The sequence below is a fragment of the Acidaminococcus timonensis genome (assembly GCF_900106585.1).
In the GTDB taxonomy this organism is placed as follows: Bacteria; Bacillota; Negativicutes; order Acidaminococcales; family Acidaminococcaceae; genus Acidaminococcus; species Acidaminococcus timonensis.
This window is the reverse complement of sequence record NZ_FNWH01000006.1, coordinates 709,625-726,773: the sequence shown is the minus strand read 5'-3', so window position 1 is coordinate 726,773 and position 17,149 is coordinate 709,625. Positions and strand designations below refer to the sequence as shown.

Below are 17,149 nucleotides of genomic sequence, written 5' to 3'. Positions count from 1 at the left end.
TTTATGGGTATAATTAGGAACAAAGGAGGTTATCTTCATGCAAATCCCTACAATCCCTGTGGATGCTTCCAACCGGGAATCCACCCGCCATGGGACCGTAGGCTTTCCCATGGCTGTCTATCATTCCATGCTGAGCCATAATGTGCTGGGCTACACCCGGCTGCACTGGCACGAGGAGCTGCAGTTCTGCTGCGTCACCCGGGGCGCCGTCACGTTTTCCGTGAACGAGAACACGTATGAACTCCATACCGGCGACGGGATCTTCATCAACAGCGGCTACCTGCATATGGCCCGTCCCCTTGCAGATCCGGACAGCACGTACATCTGCCTGGACATCCATCCCCGGCTGCTGTGCGGCTTCGCCGGCAGTGTGCTGGAACAGAAATACGTACTCCCCGCCCTGGACGATCCGGCCCTGGTGGAGGTGCCGCTCTACCGGAAAGAACCCTGGCAGGCCGCCCTGCTCCAGCGCATCCGGGAAATCTACCGGGAAAGCGAGCAGAAAAAACCGGGCTGGGAATTATTCATCACAGCCCGGCTGTATGAGATTTTTGGGGAAGTACTGCGGCACCGGCCCGATGTACCTGTGGTGCGGCACCGTTCCCAGGCCAACGCCGTGGCCCAGCGGATTCTGGGCTACCTGACGGCCCATTACAGCGAAAAGATCACCCTGGCCCAGGTGGCCGGAGCAGCGGCCTATACCGAGGGTGAATGCTGCCGGATCTTCAAGCGGTTCACCGGCGAGACCATCTTCAATTACCTGCGGGAGCTGCGGCTGGAGCAGAGCATCCGGCTGCTGACCACCACGGACCAGAGTATCAGCGAAATCGCGTACAACTGCGGATTCCAGAGCGCCAGTTATTATATAGAAGCGTTTGGCAGGCAGTTCGGGTGTACGCCGAGGGCATATAGGAAACAGGGACCTTCACATCCGTGAGGGTCCCTGTTTTCTGCTAAGCGGGCCTTGCGGCCGGTACGGTTCACTAGCCGAATGTACGATGTAAAAACCCATCCACCAGCCATTCGGCTGGTCCCCCTTCCCTTTTCCCCAGGACTAGGCTGTTCCTGTTCGTCACAGCCGTCGCGTGAAGGACTGTTTGTTAGCAATGTTTTCCTTATTCAACAAAATCCGCCCCCAAAAGGGCAGATTTTCTTCTTCGGCTCGAAACTCGAGACTTCCATTGTCTGGTCCCCCTTGCGCAGGCGGGTCACCGACCCGCCCCTACAAACCGCGGCTTCAACACCCTGTAGGCCACCAGGCAGATGGCCACGCTGACCAGGGAACCGCTGGCAGTGGCCAGGCCCATGGGCAGCAGGGTATGGGGAAAAGTCCGGGAAGCCAGGTAGGCCAGGGGGATCCTGGCGCACACAGTGGATGTGATGTTATGCAAAAAGGAGATCTCGGACCTTCCGTTGGCAGTGAAATAGCCGCTGAAGCAGAAATGGATGCCGGCGAAAAGGGTGTCCAGGATGTACCCCTTCAAATAGGGTCCCCCGGCGGCAATCACCGCAGGTTCGGTGGTAAAGAGACCCACCACCCCATAGGCGCAGAACTGGATGAGCAGGGCCAGCACCACCCCGTAGATCACCACAGTCTCCAGCCCGGCATGCAGGATCTCCACAGCCTGCTGAGGCTTTCCGGCGCCGATGCGGATGGCTCCCAGGGCCGACACGGTGGCCAGCATGGCACTGGGCACCATGAACACGAAGCTGATGAACTTTTCCACGATGCCCACAGCCGCGGCATCCACCACCCCACGGGCGTTGACGATGACGGTGATCACCAAGAAGGAAATCTGGATGAACCCGTCCTGGACGGAAATGGGCACCCCCACCCGCAGGATCTTTTTAAGGATGTCCCCGCAGGGCTTCAAGTCCGCCCGGGTAAGCGGGATCTCCAGATTATGCTTCCGCACCATCCACACCGAGATGATGACGCTGATGGCCTGGCTGAGCACTGTGCCCAGAGCCGCCCCGGCGGGCCCCATATGGAACGCCCCCATGAACAGGTAGTCCAGGAGGATGTTCGCCACACAGGCCACGGCCACGAAATACATGGGGGTGCGGGAATTCCCCATGCCCCGGAAAATGGAGCTGATGACGTTGTAAGCCGTAATGAACGGGATACCCAGGTAGCAGAGGGTCAGGTAATCCCGGGTCCCCTGCACGGCCTCCAGCGGTGTATCCATCCAGCCCACCACGTGGTCCACCAATCCCACCAGCAGCGCCGCCAGCACCAGGGACCCGCCCAAAAACAGGGTGATGGTATTGCCGGTGAATTTCGCCGCCAGGTCCCGCCGGGCCGCACCGATGCTGCGCCCGATGTGCACAGTGGTGCCCATGGCCAGGCCCACGATCATCACGGTGACCATGTGCATCACCTGGCTGCCAATGGAAACGGCGGTGATGCTGCCGGCCCCTTCGAACTGGCCGATGATGAACAGGTCGGCCATGCCGTATAAGGTCTGTAAGAAGCAGGAACATAAATAAGGAAGGCAGAAGGCACCGATCTGTTGCCACAGACTGCCTTCCTTTTTTGCAGCCGTACGGGTCATGGTTCCGCTTTCTCCCCCTGTTCCTTTTCCGGACAGGTGATGTCGATCAGGAGTTCGATCATATGGTGCAGCAACCGCACTTCTTCCGTATTGGCAGCTTTATAGTACATTTCTTTCCCGGCCCGGCGGCTGGTGATCAGCCCCTTTTCCCGCAGGATCTTCAGATGGTGGCTCAAGGCCGGGCTGCTCATCTGCATCAGGGCGGACAGGTTGATCACACACTCTTCCATATGGCACAGGAACCAGAACAGTTTGATCCGGTTGGCATCGGCCAGGCTGCTGAACAGGGTGGAAACCGCCGAAAAATCGGCATTCTTCGGCAGATCCTGTAAGACGACGTTGATATTTTCTCCGTGGTTGTGGGGTAAAACAGGTTCCACAGACATGGAAATCCCTCCCGTATGGTGGTTTGTTTGTACCCTTTATTATACCATAGATTACGCAGATTTATGCATCGGACCGGGCAAAGCCGTTTTTCATGCCATTGCTGGCTTCGTACAGCACCTGGCCCAGCACCTTCCGGGTCTCTTCCTGGAGCATGGCCGCCATTTTTTCGTTGCACCCTTCCAGATAGGCGGTCACAGGGCCTTCCGCCTTTCCGTCATCCCCGGCTTTCACAAGGGCATGGGCCCTGCCGCCCACAGCGTTCTGGTACCGTTCGATACTATTAGAAGTTTTGGCAAAATGGGCGTCCGCCAGGGCCCCGATGAGCCGGTTGGCCCAATAGAACTGACTGGTGTCGGGCAGCTCGCCGGTTTCCGCCAGGTAGGCCGGGGTCCTGTCCACGTTGGTGTAGAAGGGCGCCATCACGTTGAACACATTGCAGCCTTCCGCCACCCACATGAGGGCACGCCGGTCCTCGGGCACATAGGGCCGGATCTGGGTCAGACCCAGGAAGTTGGTCCGGTTGATGCCGATGGGACGGTACTTGCCCCGCAGGCTGGGATCCCCCTTGTGGCCGTAGGGATCGTAGGGCGTGCCCTGGTAATGGCTGCTGAGGATGTATTTCACATCTTCCACAGTCACCTTCCGGTCAGGGGGCAGGGACCAGGGCAGGTCGTCATCTTCCGGCTTGAAGGGTGCGTCTGGAGCATCCCAGTGGAACGTGAACGGTGCCAGGCATTTCAGCATGTACCAGGCCCGGGGTGTGTTGTAGGTATGGTCCGCATCGTCGTGGCTGCCGAAGGCACTGCGGCAGTCAAAACTCCGGTCTTCTTCCAGGCCCCCTTCCCGGTCATCGTCTGGGGTCAGGTCCAGGTGGTTATTCCGGATGAAGTCCAGCAGGTCGGCGGAGCACAGGTGTTCCTTCTTGGAGCCGAAGGCATCCACCAGGTCGAAGAAGTCGATGCCCTGCTGGTTGGGCATGACCACCACTTCGTCGTCGGGGACCTTTTTAGCAATCCAGTGGTGGCCGCCGATGCTTTCCAGCCACCAGATCTCGTTCACATCCTGGAAGCCGATGCCGTTCATTTCGTAGGTGCCGTACTGTTCCAAAAGTGCCCCCAGCCGCAGTACCCCTTCCCGGGCAGAGCGGATATAAGGCAGGACGATGGTCAGCAGATCCTCTTCTCCGATGCCCCCGGGCACCAGCGGGTCGGCGCCCAGCACCCGGTGGTTGGTGGTGATGGTTTCCGTTTCCGTCATGGCCACGTTAGCCGCGTTGATGCCGCATTCGCCCCAGATGCCCTCGTTATTCTGGGCATTGGGCATGGCCGTGTAGCGCAGCGGGTTGTCCGGCAGGTCGATTTCCACCTTGGAAAGGACGCTTTTGTAGTGCCGGGGCTGGTCCTCAGGCTTCACCACGATGAATTTCTTCGGGGTGAACTGGCCGGAGGGAGAATCCTCGTTCCGGGCCATCAGGGTAGAGCCATCGTAGGATGCATTTTTTCCCACAAGCAAGGTTGTGCAAGGCATGATTTTTTCTTCCTTTCTTTCCAAATAAAAAAGGAGCTGTGAAACTGTTGTTTTCACACCCCCTGTGCTTATTTCCGTTTCATACCGGTGAACATGGTCATGGCAAAGGCAAAGACGGTTGCCCAGGCCCAGAATTTGTGCTGTTTCATGGTGGTAAGCCCTCCCTTGCAGGCCCTTTCCTGCTGTATGATTGTTTACTCATATTATACCAAGCTAACCGGAGGAATGCAATGAAAACAGAATTTGGCAAAGATTTTACAAATCTGACAGGAATTTACAAATCTGTACGAATTCTTACATAAACTTTACTAGAGTTTCGTGAATAAGGCAGCGAAAACTCAAGAAGATTGATGCTTGACAGACTCCTTCAAGTTCGCTATAATAATAAACGTAAAATTTTAGTGGGCTTTTCCGGATTCGATCATCTTTTTGCCACACAGCTATCTTGTGATAGTTGTGTGGCTTTTTTGTTGCCTGTATCTCGGAAGTATTAGCAGAATGGAGGACTATATCTGTATGGGAAAAAATTTTTTGTCTCTTATCAAGACGTGCCGTAGTGTACGGGCTTATAAATCGGAATCTGTCCCTTCCAAGGCTTTGGACGCTGTACTGGAAGCAGGGATTTATCCGGCCCAGGAAGCCGGTCAGCCCGCAGCACGCAAACAAAACTATATTGTTCGGACAATTTATGGAGAAGAGGGAAAGTATGCAGACCAATAACAAAATGGCGGTTGCGCCCGTTGGAAAACTCATCTGGCAAATGTCGATACCGCCGCTGATTTCCATGTTTCTGCAATATTCCTATAATCTGATAGACAGCGCGTTTGTAGCGCGTCTGAGTGAAAATGCTTTGACGGCGGTTTCCCTGTCGTTTCCCATTACAACTTTGATGAATGCGACATCTATCTGGATCGGCGTTGGCGTGAATGTACTGATTGCAGGGTATCTTGGACAGGGAAAGCAGAATGAGGCAAATACTACCGTCACACATGGATTGTTACTGGCCTTTGGAATTGGTGCTTTGCTCAATCTTCTGTCATTACTGATTATGAAACCCTACTTTGGGGCATTCACCAATAACGAAGAAATTTATCAGTTGAGTCTTGACTATATGAGCGTATGTTCGTTCATGCAAATTCCAAACATGGTGCATATCGCAATCCAGAAGATGATACAGGCTACTGGGAACATGGTTGCGCCTATGTGGTTCCAGATTGCAGGAGTGGTCGTTAATTTTGTATTCGATCCACTCCTAATTTTTGGTATTGGTGGTTTTCCGGCTATGGGAATCCGTGGCGCTGCGGTGGCTACTGTTGCGGGCTATTTGTTATCCATGATTTTAGCATTTGCCTTGCTGCTGGGCAAAAAGCAGAAAGTGCGGATAAAGATCAAAGGATTTCATTTGCAAAAGTGGCTGATTGGCCGTATTTTCACCCTTGGACTGCCGTCTTTTATTATGAATGCCCTTAGTTCTTTTATGGTGACTTTTGTAAACTTTTTTCTGGTCGCCTATTCCGATACGGCAATCGCTTTCTTCGGTGCGTATTTTAAGGTGCAGCAGTTGATTGTCATGACGGTCAACGGGCTGATCCAGGGCTGTCTTCCTATTATGCGGTTTAACTACGGTGCGGGAAACAGAGATAGGCTGCACTCTGCTTTCCGCTACGGAACCGCTTTGGTCTCCGGTATGATGATACTGGGAACATTGGCCGTCATCCTCTTTCCGGCGCAGCTTTTGGGATTATTTACGGCGTCGGAAGCCATGCGCTCCTTTGGAATATCCGCTATGCGGATGATGGCGGCAAGCTATCTGTTTTGCGGCCTTTCCACCATGATTTCCACCTATTTTCAGGCCACAGAAAAAGTAGGCTTCAGCATGACAATCCAATTATGCAGGCAGATGCTTTTCCTTGTTCCCGCCTTGTGGTGTCTGGACAGATTGTTCCATCTGAACGGGATCTGGCTTGCATTTCCGGTTGCTGAAACCGCCACTTTGCTCGTTGCGCTTGTGATGATGGCATGGCATCGCCGCAAAATATCTCACAAGGTATTCCAAGGAGGAAAATGATGAATGACACTTTCATGAAAGAAAAACCGATATTACCACTGATTTTATCCATGACCCTGCCTATGGTTTTATCCATGCTGGTTAATTCTCTATACAACATTATCGACAGCTTTTTCGTCGCACAGATTAGCGAGGAAGCTATCACGGCGTTATCACTGGTTTACCCGGTTCAAAATTTTATCAATGCTGTTGGAATTGGATTTGGCGTTGGAATCAACGCCGTAATCGCCTTTCATTTGGGCGCTGGGGATCATGAAAAAGCGGATCAGGCCGCCACACAGGGACTTGTGCTTGCCGTGATTCATGGCGTTGTTATGACAGTCTGCTGTATTACGATCATGCCGGTTTTCCTGCAGATGTTCACTTCATCCGAAGCGGTCATTGAACTTGGCGTCCGCTATTCTGTCGTTGCGTTCGCCTTTACATTCATTGTTACCGTCAGCATGGCGTTTGAGAAATTGTTCCAGGCAGTAGGAAACATGAAAACGACCATGATAAGCCTGATATGCGGGTGCATCACAAACATTGTCTTAGATCCCGTTCTGATTTTTGGCTATGGCCTATTCCCGGAAATGGGAATCGAAGGCGCTGCACTGGCAACCGGCATCGGGCAGACTCTGACGCTTGCGATTTACCTTGTAGTCTATCTTGTGTGGCCAATTCGCGTGCATATCCGCAGGCAGTACATTCTGCCCAGCAAAAAGATGGTAATAAAGCTATACTCCATCGGCATTCCCGCAACCCTGAATCTTGCGCTTCCGTCTCTTTTGATTTCGGCGCTCAATGCGATTTTGGCGGCATATTCCGAAGTGTATATTCTGGTTTTAGGAATCTATTACAAATTGCAGACCTTTATCTATCTGCCAGCGAATGGCATTGTGCAGGGGATGCGCCCCCTGATTGGCTATAACTACGGCGCGAGGGAGCACAAACGGGTCAGCCAGATTTATCAGATCGTTTTGTGCATGAGTGGCATCATTATGGTGTTTGGGACAGTAATATGTCTGCTGATCCCCGGACAGTTGATGGGGCTGTTTACCCACACAAAAGCGACGATTCAGGCCGGGGAAACCGCCTTACGCATCATCGGGGCCGGGTTTATCGTCTCGGCGATTTCTGTTACATCTTCCGGCGCATTGGAGGGACTTGGGAAAGGAACTCCCTCCTTACTGATTTCCCTTTGCCGGTATGTAGTGGTCATCATCCCGGCTGCATTTTTACTCAGCAGGTTTTTCGGAGCGGTTGGCGTCTGGAATGCGTTTTGGATCACGGAAGCGATTACTGCGATCATTTCCCTTGTCATTTACCGCAAGGTAATCACAGGCCCGTGACGGCGGCCCGAAAGCCATGTACACCGTCCTTACTCCACCGCGCCGGATAAATTCCTTCTTCTCTAAGATGAGCAGCTATCGTGATGGATTTACAATCTAAGTGCAACAGCTCCTAGACAACCAAATTAAAATGACACATAGACTTCTTTGCTATAATGGTGTTTGAAAAGAACTACCTATAACAAAAGGAGAGCCTATGCGCCACTGCACGCTTACATCCAAACCTGTATCGTGGAGTACCACTGGTCGCCAGAGGAGATTGTCGGACGGATCCAGTTGGAGCATGGTTGCCGTCTCGTCAGCATTCCGACGATCTACCGCGCTATCCACGCAGGACTGCTGAACCCGCCAGAAGCTTCAGCGAAGTTCGTACTTCGGAAACTACGGCATCACGGGAAACGGCATCACAAGAAAGGCAGCGAAGAACATCGTGGCAAGTTCGTCATATCGCACCCCATCGAAGAGCGTCCTGCCAGTGCAGCGAACCGTTCCGTCCGTGGCCACTGGGAAGCGGATACTGTGGTGGGCAAGATATGGACTTGACTTTTTCTCCGATACTTTGGAGCAAACACAATATGATACTTACAATTCCATCTTGTGTGTGCTAAACTATGGTTAACATTGCTTTGCCCACTTGGCATTGTAGTGCACCTCCTAATGTTTTACTTTGCATGACTGACAGGTCAATTGCAGCGTACTACATTGGGAGTTTTTTTCATAGCTATAAGCTTTCCGGAGCCACGCCACTATGGCGTGGTTTTCAAAAGAACACAAAAAACGGGCCGGCACTCACGCCGACCCGTTTTTCTTTTTACTCTTCACTGGTTCTTTCACACTTCGCTGGTCGCCACTTCCGGTACCACAACCGGTTCTGCCTCCCGCTGGAGATTGGCCTGCATGTGGCGGACCACACAGCTCAGGGTGTAGTTGATCACGAAGTACACCAGGGCTGCGAATCCGAACAGGACGAATACATCGGAGACGTTGATGGTGCCGGTGCCGTTGTACATGGCGGCGCCGCCCAGCACCTTGTTGACCCTGGCCATAAGTTCGATGGTGGCCACATTGGCCATGAAGGAGGTATCCTTGATGATGGTGATCACCTGGCTCATCAGGGTGGGAACAATCTTCCGGAAGGCCTGGGGCAGGATGATGTACCACATCACCTGGACCATGTTGAAGCCCTGGGCATACCCCGCTTCGAACTGGCCTTTGCTGATGGCGTTCAGCCCGCCGCGGATGATTTCCGCGATGATGGCGCTTTCAAAAATGGTCAGGGCAATGGTGCATTTGAACAGCAGCTTGGTCTCCACGCTGCTGAGCCCGAACAGCCGGCCCAGATGGGGTGCCGGGAAGAACACGGTGCCGATGAAGATCCAGAACAGCAGCGGAGTGTTCCGGAACAGTTCGATGTAGGCCGTGGCAGCCCACCGCAGCAGCCGTTCTGCCGGTTTGGTGCAGTAATTCCGTACCAGGGCCAGCACCGAGGCCACCCCCAGGCTGGCGCTGACGGCAACCACGGCCAGCACCACGGTAAACAGGACGCCCTTCAGCATGAAGGACATGATCGCAGGATTTTTCAGTAAGGCAAAACTGCCAGCCAGTGTATTCATAAGTCATTCCCTCCTCAGGCATTCATCATTTCATCCTGGGCCTTCAATTTGGCTTCCCATTTGCCGGCCAGGGTGGACAGCGGGAAACACATCACGAAGAACAGGACCCCGCATACGATATAGGCCGGTGCATAAGCGCCGCCGGTGGTGGCCCCGGTCACGAAGTTGTAGGTGGAAGAAATCAGGTCGGCGCCGCCGATGATGTACAGCACCGCCGTGTTCTTGATCAGGTTGCCCACCTGGTTCACACTGGGGGGCAGGATGATCTTGATGGTCTGGGGCAGGATGATGTACGCCATTTTCTGGGTGTAATCAAAGCCCTGTGCATCGGCCGCTTCGAACTGGCCTCTGGGCACGGCTTCGATGCCCGCCCGGATCACTTCTGCCATGTAGGCGCCGTGGTAGATCCCCAGGGCAACGATGCCGGCTGTCAGGATCCCGATTTTATGACCGGAGAAGGAACATGCATAATACAGAAGACACAGCTGCAGGATGAGCGGCGTATTCTGGATGGCTTCTACGTAAATCCGGTTGATGGTACGGGGCAGCTTCCTGGTGCTGACTCCCATGAGCCCCAGCAGGACGCCCAGGACCAGCGCGATCAGGATGCCCCCGATGGCACTTTCCAGTGTTACCCCAAAGCCCTGGATGAAGTTTGCTTTGTGAGCCAGGACAATGGCCCACGCCTTTTCTGAAAATAACCCGCCCATAATATTGCCTCCTATGAAAGGGAAGGGCAATCGCTTCATCGTCGCTGTCGGATGGAGGATTGCCGCTTCCTTCGAACCAATCTGTTATTTATCAAGCCCGTACTTGGCTTCCAGTTTCTTGATGGTGCCATCTTTCAGCCAGCCCTGGACGGCTTCTTCGGCAACCTTGCTCATGCCGGAACCCTTCTTGGTGGCCAGGCCGTATTCCTGGGGTGCGAACTGTTCCTTCAGGAAGGTCCGATCATCCGTGCAGTAGATGGCCAGGATGGATTTATCGACGCAGAACGCCTGGACTTCGCCGGAGGTCAGTGCCGTGGAAATGGCCGGGTAATCAGCGTATTGCTTGAAGCTAACGCCTTTGTTCCAGGTGGCTGCATCGAAGGTCTTGGGATCGAACCCTTCGCCGTCGATGATCTTCGCATCGATCATGGCCTTGACCAGAGCTTTGGCGGAGGTGGATCCGGAGGATACGCCCACCACTTTGCCTTTCAGGTCGGCCAGGGTCTTCAGGCCGCTGGCCTTTTCAACCAGGACCCCGACATGGTCCGTATAATAGGGAGTGGTGAAATCCCAGGAATTTTTCCGTTCCGGGGTGATGGTGAAGGTTGCGGCCACCATGTCGATATCACCGCTGTCCAGAAGTGCCGTACGGGTGGCAGCCGTAACCGGCGTATATTCCACATCCACGCCCAATTTCTTGGCCAGGGCTTCGCTCAGGTCCACTTCCAGGCCGCTGAACTTGCCGGTGGCAGGATCCTGGTAGCCGAACCCTTTGGTGACGTTCTTGACGCCTACTCTCAATACCCCACGTTTCTTGATGGCGGCTACATCTTCCGCCACGTTGGAGGATTTACCACTGTCGGCGCTCTTCTTCTCATCTCCGCAGCCTGCAAAGATGGAAGCGGCCATCAGGACCGTTACGCCCAAAGTCAGGATCTTGCTCAGTTTGCTCCATTTTTTCATGATAATTCCTCCCTCATTTGCTGCCTTGCTTCCTTGCTCTATGATTATCGCTGGCTGGTTTTCAGCGGATAATCTTGCTTAAGAACTTCTTCACCCGTTCGTTGGTGGGGTTCACGAAGAAGTGATCCGGGGTCCCCTCGTCGATGATCTGGCCATCTTCCATGAAGATGATCCGGTCGGCCACCTGCCGGGCGAACCCCATTTCGTGGGTGACCACCACCATGGTGATGTTTCCCTCTTTGGCCAGCTTGATCATCACATCCAGCACTTCCTGGATGGTCTCCGGGTCCAGTGCGGAAGTGGGTTCATCGAAAAGGATGATCTTGCTTTCGTCGCACAGGGCTCTGGCAATGGCGATCCGCTGCTGCTGCCCGCCGGATAAGGTGGTGGGATATACATTGGCTTTGTGCCGCAGCCCAACCACTTCCAGATAATGGTAGGCGGTCTTTTCCGCGTCTTCCTTACTCTTGTGACGGAGTTTCATGGGTGCCAGCGTCAGGTTCTGCAACACCGTCATATGCGGGTACAGATTGAACTGCTGGAATACCATGGACAGATTGTCACGGATCACCTGGGTCCGATTCTTTCGGGTCAATTCCGTACCATTGATGTACACATGCCCGTCCGTAGGTTCCTCCAGGAAATTCATGCACCGTACGGTGGTGGATTTCCCTGAACCCGATGGCCCGATGATGACCAGCTTCTCTCCTTCTTTCACTTCCAGGTTGACGTCTTTCAATACGTGGTTGTTGCCAAAGTATTTGTTGACGTGTTCCAGTTTAATCATCATAGCCATCCCTGCTTTCGTTTGATTTGCAATCATTATAACGATTTTTGTTTATACAGTTCGTATTACTTCGAACAAATACGATTATACTCGAAATGCAGTCCAGGTAAATCGGTTCACAGATAGTTCACAATTTAATGTTTAAATTGTAGCTGATTTGTAACAAATTGAACTGTACAGACTGGATTATACTGTATACAATATGGTGTGCAGTTCGGTATGATATGGATAATATAATTTATTAACTTTATTATGTTCGGAATCAGCACTTCCAGAATCCCCTGGCAGCTCCTTTTCTCCCGTCCAACGTCCCTGCCCCCGGTGCCCTGTAACGTTTCTCCTCATTCTGTGTTACAATAGGAAGACAACGATCTTAGATAAAGAAGGAATCCATTACCATGAAATTGCTTGTTTCCCATACCATCCGTCTTTCCCTGCTCCTCACTCTGGCCGCTTCTTCGGCTGCCTGGGCCGCTGCTCCCCTGCCTGCACCCAAACCGGTACCGACCGTTTCGGGGGCAGGCACCGTACCGGTTGCTGCCTCTCCGGCTATGAAAACTTCGAACAATGCCCGGACAAAATCGCCCATTCTTCACCGCCTGCCGGTACCCCAGTTCACCACCCACTACACCCGGTCCAACCCGGCCACCTGCACCTCCACCCTGCGCTGGAAACCCATCCTGGGCACCGTGTACTACAATGTAACGGTCACCCTGCCCAATGGGACGGCCCTGCCCGCCGAACGGACCTACGTAGCCGGATATAACCTGGGTCTGCCCCGGGACACCCGGGGAGATGTGAAGGTCCGGATCCAGTCCTTCAACCTGGAGGAACAACCCATCTCCGCTCCCTCTGCTGTGGAAACCGTATATGTGGACCCGGATCACAAGCAGGCCCTGTACCCGGAGCCCATCAGCAAATTCAACAGCGGAAACGGCACCACCCTGCTGTATCCGGTGTACAACTGGGTGCCCCTCCACGGCATCCGCAATTATGAGGTGGAAGTGCTGAACACCAACAAGGTCTCCCCTGTAAAGGAAGCAGAAGAGGACCAGCTGCTGGAGCGGGGCAAATCCACCGGTTTTGACTGGTACGATAATGAATCCCACACCGCTCCCTATACCATGTACTGGCGGGTGCGGGCCATGGACGACAAGGGCAATCCGGTGGGCCAGTTCTGCCCGCCCCAGCCCATGCGTTGCAACCCGGAAGACAACTGGCAGGTGGCCACCCTGGGAGACAGCATCTCCCATGGTGGCGGCGATCTTTCCTATTCTCCCAGCGATTTTTCCTACAGCTACCAGTATTACCTGCCCTTTGACAGCGTAAACCTGGCAGAAAGCGGCGACACCAGCGAAGCCACCCTGGCCCGATTCGACAAGGATGTGGTACCCTTCCATCCCACCTATCTGATCATCATGACCGGCAGCAACAGTCTCCGGGGCTGGACCAGCGGCGAAAGTGTGATCAGCGACCTCAAGGGCATCCAGCAGAAGTGTGAAGATAACGGCATCATCCCCATTTTCATGACCCTGCCGCCGGTAAACCCGGCCAACATCAAAAAAGCCTTCGACGAACCCACCGCCGAAGGCTGGAAAGAAGAACTGGCCAAGGTCAACCAATGGATTCGCAGTCTGCCCTGGTACATCGACCTGGGGACCCAGTTCGATGAAACCCGGGACCTGCCCACCCGGTACGCCCTGGACGGGCTCCATCTGAACTTCCGGGGCAAACGCCTGATGGCAGCAGCCATCAGCAGCCAGTGGAACGGCATCCTGCAAAAGATCCAGGAAGCGGCCAGTGAGGCGAACCAGGAACCGAATGAAGGGAGCACGGGTACGGACGACATCGACGACGATTAAATCGGACAGTCCTGTCGCCTGCACAAAGATTTTACAAACAGTGCTCCATTTTTTACATGCCTCCTATCCCTCTTTTACATTTTCTTTCTACAATGAATAGAAAGAACAATGCAAATGGGGATAGGAGATTTTTTATGATCATCGTCATGCGGAAAGGGTCCATTGAACAGATCGGAACCCCCCGGGAAATCTACCTCCATCCCCGGACCCGGGGAACTGTACCAGCCGGGAGAACAGGTGCAGCTGGTGTATTATGCCCAACAGCAGGCCCAATGAGCCTGGAAAAGTTTTCCCTGACGGGCAGGCTCTGGAGGAATCGTACAGTACGAACTCTGGACAGGGTGCAGTACGGAACCCACCACCATGCATCCGCATGGTCCCCCGCCCTTATAAAGGGCGGATACTCCTGTTGTCGTTTGACCCGCGTTGCTGATTGTCTGTTTTCTTGGGTTCGCAGGACTTCTTGCTTAACCATCCCCCTTTTCAAGAGCGGATATTCCTGTTGTCGTTTGCACGCGTTGCTGATTGTCTGTGTTCTTGGGTTCGCAGGGCTTCTTGCTTACCTATCCGCCCTTTTCAAGGGCGGGGGACCGTTGCGCCCCGGCGCAACGGTGGTGGGTTCGCTCCCCCCCTCTGCAGACTGGGCCCGGATTGCTGTACCGACCACGAAAAAAGGGGTTGTGAAAAAATGCTTTTTCACAACCCCGTCACTAGTCTCTAGTCACTAGCCGATGGAAGCCAGCTGACGCTGGCGAAATAAAGGCGCTGTGGATGATTTTTTCACAGCGCCTCCTGTCTGGAACCTTATTTCCGGTTCTTGATTTCATCCTGCAGTTTGGCAATGAAGTCAGCAACAGGCATGGCACCCTGTTCCCCATTGTCCCGGCTGCGGACGGAAACCGTACCGCTTTCCACTTCTTTTTCGCCCACAACCAGCATGTACGGAACTTTCTTGACCTGGGCTTCACGGATCTTGTAGCCGATCTTTTCGTTCCGGTCATCCAGATGAGCACGGATTTTCACGGCTTCCAGCTGATCCACGATCTTCTTGGCGTAGTCGTTGAACTTGTCCGTGATGGGCATTACCCGGACCTGTTCAGGAGCCAGCCAGGCCGGGAAAGCACCGGCATAGTTTTCGATCAAGATCCCGATGAACCGTTCAATGGATCCGTACACCACGCGATGGATCATCACAGGACGATGTTTCTGGCCATCTTCCCCGGTGTAGGTCAGGTTGAATTTCTCCGGCAGCAGCATATCCAGCTGGATGGTGCCGCACTGCCAGGTCCGGCCGATGGAATCCTTCAGATGGAAGTCGATCTTCGGGCCGTAGAAGGCGCCGTCGCCTTCGTTGATGCTGTATTTCAGGCCGAAATCGTCCATGGCCTTGCGCAGGGCGTTGGTGGTCATTTCCCACGTAGCATCATCGCCCATGGAGTTGTCCGGACGGGTGGACAGTTCTGCATGGTAGGTCAGGCCGAAGGTGGCGTATACTTCGTCGAACAGACGGATGGTTTCCTGGATCACATCTTCGATCTGGTTGGGCATCATGAAGATGTGGGCATCATCCTGGGTGAAGCAGCGGACACGGAACAGGCCATGCAGGGCGCCGGACAGTTCATGACGATGGACCAGGCCCAGTTCGCCCACCCGCAGAGGCAGTTCCTTGTAGGAGTGAGGTTCGTTGGCGTAAACCAGCATACCGCCGGGGCAGTTCATGGGTTTGATGGCGTAATCTTCACCGTCGATTTTGGTGAAGTACATGTTTTCCTTGTAGTGATCCCAGTGGCCGGAGGTTTCCCACAGCTGCCGGTTCATGATCATGGGGGTCATGACTTCCTGGTAGCCGTATTTGCGATGGACTTCTCTCCAGTAATCGATCAGGGTATTCCGGATGATCATGCCGTTGGGCAGGAAGAAGGGGAAGCCAGGGCCATAATCGCTGAGCATGAACAGGCCCAGCTGTTTGCCCAGTTTCCGGTGATCCCGTTTTTCAGCTTCTTCCATCATGTGCAGGTATGCTTCCAGGTCTTCTTTGCTGGCGAAAGCCGTACCATAGATCCGCTGCAGCATCTTGTTGTGTTCATCACCCCGCCAGTAGGCACCGGCAATGCTCATCAGTTTGAAGGCTTTCACACGGCCGGTGGACGGGCAGTGCGGACCGGCGCACAGGTCGGTGAAATCGCCCTGGGTGTAGGTGCTGATCACAGCATCTTCCGGCAGGTCTTCAATCAGTTCCACCTTGTAGGGCTGATCAGCAGCTTTGAATTCGGCCAGAGCCTCTGCCCGGGACAGTTCCTTGCGGACCAGCGGATAGTTGGCTTTGATGATCTTGTTCATTTCTTTTTCAATGGCCCGCAGATCTTCCGGCGTGAACACGTGGTCGCTGTCCAGGTCATAGTAGAAGCCTTTTTCAATGGCCGGTCCGATGGCGAATTTGGTGCCGGGGAACAGGTGCTGGATGGCCTGGGCCATCACATGGGAAGCGGTATGACGGATGGCATGCAGGCCTTCCTCGCTGTCCGGGGTGATGAATTCCACCTTGGCATCATGATCCAGGGTATCCACCAGATCCTTGTTTTCGCCGTCCACTTTGGCCAGCAGGGCTTGTTTGCCCAGCTTCTGGTTCAGGCTCTTGGCAATGTCGTGCAGGCTGATGCCGGCTTCGAATTCTCTGACGCTGCCATCAGGCAGGCTGACTTTGATGTTGCTCATAACTATTTCCTCCTTAAAGTTCCAACAAGATCAGGACGGCATAAAAAAAGACCCGTCCCTCACAGGGACGGGCCATAAGCTCGCGGTTCCACCCTTATTGATCCGGCTGTACCGGATCCTCTCGGTTCCCTTTAACGCAGGGGTTACGATCTTGCCTACTTGATTCAGCAGATGGCTCAAAGGTGGTTGACTGCCATTTGTTTCCACGCCCTTCTCAGCTACCGGGCTTCTCTGTATCGTGACCCTGACAGGTTGTCCTTGTCATCACCATTGGTTTTTGAAATTGTTTTCATTATAGCACTGCAGGGAAATCTGTCAAGGGTTCCCTGAAAAAAAATCAATATTCTTCCTGGGCCTCCATGTGCTCGTACCGCTGCTGTTCTTCCTCAATCAGCTGATACAGGTCAGCCGCATAGGATTCCCGGTCCTTATACCCTTTTTCCTTCCAGTCCACGGCCATGTCCCAGGCCAGTTGTTCCATATCGTTCATGAGCGGACGCTCCTTTCGTGCAGTTGTTTTAGTCATTATATAACAAGTATAAGAATTCTGGCAAGAGTCGAGGGGCAGATACCTGGGCAGGCCTCCCCGTTTGCCACGCCCCTTCTCCTATGGTAGAATAATAAGAAAGTT

13 protein-coding genes and 2 pseudogenes are annotated in these 17,149 nt (G+C 53.8%); 5 read left to right on the top strand and 10 right to left on the bottom strand.

Annotated features, from left to right (window positions below; genetic code table 11):
- Window positions 1–37: 37 nt before the first annotated feature.
- Complete coding sequence (locus tag BQ5462_RS07265) at window positions 38–937, top strand: AraC family transcriptional regulator (RefSeq protein WP_071142694.1); 900 nt, start codon at window positions 38–40, stop codon at window positions 935–937.
- 271 nt (window positions 938–1,208) lie between these two features.
- Here the strand turns inward: BQ5462_RS07265 and BQ5462_RS07260 are convergent, their stop codons facing one another.
- The 3 genes from BQ5462_RS07260 to BQ5462_RS07250 form a co-directional block, all read right to left on the bottom strand.
- Window positions 1,209–2,555 (bottom strand): MATE family efflux transporter, encoded by a 1,347-nt coding sequence (locus BQ5462_RS07260; protein ID WP_071142693.1) that lies wholly within the window; start codon window positions 2,553–2,555, stop codon window positions 1,209–1,211.
- A complete protein-coding gene (locus BQ5462_RS07255) occupies window positions 2,552–2,941 on the bottom strand; it encodes an ArsR/SmtB family transcription factor (RefSeq protein ID WP_071142692.1) in 390 nt (129 codons plus the stop codon). The genes BQ5462_RS07260 and BQ5462_RS07255 overlap by 4 nt, the downstream gene beginning before the upstream one ends.
- 61 nt (window positions 2,942–3,002) lie before the next feature.
- A complete protein-coding gene (locus tag BQ5462_RS07250; RefSeq protein ID WP_071142691.1) occupies window positions 3,003–4,469 on the bottom strand; it encodes a C69 family dipeptidase in 1,467 nt (488 codons plus the stop codon).
- Window positions 4,470–5,175: 706 nt separating this feature from the next.
- On the opposite strand from BQ5462_RS07250, the gene BQ5462_RS07240 reads away from it, so the two are divergent.
- The 3 genes and pseudogenes from BQ5462_RS07240 to BQ5462_RS11705 all read left to right on the top strand — a co-directional run.
- Complete coding sequence (locus tag BQ5462_RS07240; RefSeq protein ID WP_071142689.1) at window positions 5,176–6,537, top strand: MATE family efflux transporter; 1,362 nt, start codon at window positions 5,176–5,178, stop codon at window positions 6,535–6,537.
- On the top strand, window positions 6,537–7,868 hold the full coding sequence (locus BQ5462_RS07235; RefSeq protein ID WP_071142688.1) for an MATE family efflux transporter: 1,332 nt from the start codon (window positions 6,537–6,539) through the stop codon (window positions 7,866–7,868). Before BQ5462_RS07240 ends, BQ5462_RS07235 begins: the two co-directional genes overlap by 1 nt.
- Before the next feature lie 180 nt (window positions 7,869–8,048).
- Window positions 8,049–8,399, top strand: a pseudogene (locus BQ5462_RS11705) (IS30 family transposase); the annotation flags it as partial.
- Window positions 8,400–8,413: 14 nt separating this feature from the next.
- Here the strand turns inward: BQ5462_RS11705 and BQ5462_RS10930 are convergent.
- From BQ5462_RS10930 to BQ5462_RS07215, 5 genes and pseudogenes are all read right to left on the bottom strand, one after another.
- Window positions 8,414–8,509: pseudogene (locus tag BQ5462_RS10930) on the bottom strand (IS200/IS605 family transposase); the annotation flags it as partial.
- Window positions 8,510–8,698: 189 nt separating this feature from the next.
- Window positions 8,699–9,481: an amino acid ABC transporter permease gene (locus BQ5462_RS07230; RefSeq protein WP_071142687.1), complete on the bottom strand. Its 783-nt coding sequence runs from the start codon at window positions 9,479–9,481 to the stop codon at window positions 8,699–8,701.
- 14 nt (window positions 9,482–9,495) lie between these two features.
- The gene (locus tag BQ5462_RS07225) at window positions 9,496–10,191 is read right to left on the bottom strand and encodes an amino acid ABC transporter permease (protein WP_071142686.1); all 696 of its coding nucleotides are present in this window, start codon (window positions 10,189–10,191) and stop codon (window positions 9,496–9,498) included.
- Between the two features lie 84 nt (window positions 10,192–10,275).
- Window positions 10,276–11,154: a transporter substrate-binding domain-containing protein gene (locus BQ5462_RS07220; RefSeq protein ID WP_071142685.1), complete on the bottom strand. Its 879-nt coding sequence runs from the start codon at window positions 11,152–11,154 to the stop codon at window positions 10,276–10,278.
- A gap of 61 nt (window positions 11,155–11,215) precedes the next feature.
- On the bottom strand, window positions 11,216–11,941 hold the full coding sequence (locus BQ5462_RS07215) for an amino acid ABC transporter ATP-binding protein (RefSeq protein ID WP_205407971.1): 726 nt from the start codon (window positions 11,939–11,941) through the stop codon (window positions 11,216–11,218).
- Window positions 11,942–12,339: 398 nt separating this feature from the next.
- Between BQ5462_RS07215 and BQ5462_RS07210 the strand changes: the two genes are divergently transcribed.
- A complete protein-coding gene (locus BQ5462_RS07210; RefSeq protein WP_235819601.1) occupies window positions 12,340–13,803 on the top strand; it encodes an SGNH/GDSL hydrolase family protein in 1,464 nt (487 codons plus the stop codon).
- Between the two features lie 804 nt (window positions 13,804–14,607).
- Here the strand turns inward: BQ5462_RS07210 and thrS are convergent.
- Both thrS and BQ5462_RS11260 read right to left on the bottom strand, forming a co-directional pair.
- The gene (gene thrS / locus BQ5462_RS07205) at window positions 14,608–16,518 is read right to left on the bottom strand and encodes a threonine--tRNA ligase (protein WP_071142683.1); all 1,911 of its coding nucleotides are present in this window, start codon (window positions 16,516–16,518) and stop codon (window positions 14,608–14,610) included.
- A gap of 337 nt (window positions 16,519–16,855) precedes the next feature.
- Window positions 16,856–17,008, bottom strand: coding sequence for a hypothetical protein (locus BQ5462_RS11260; protein ID WP_159429681.1), 153 nt, complete (start codon window positions 17,006–17,008; stop codon window positions 16,856–16,858).
- Window positions 17,009–17,149: the final 141 nt, after the last annotated feature.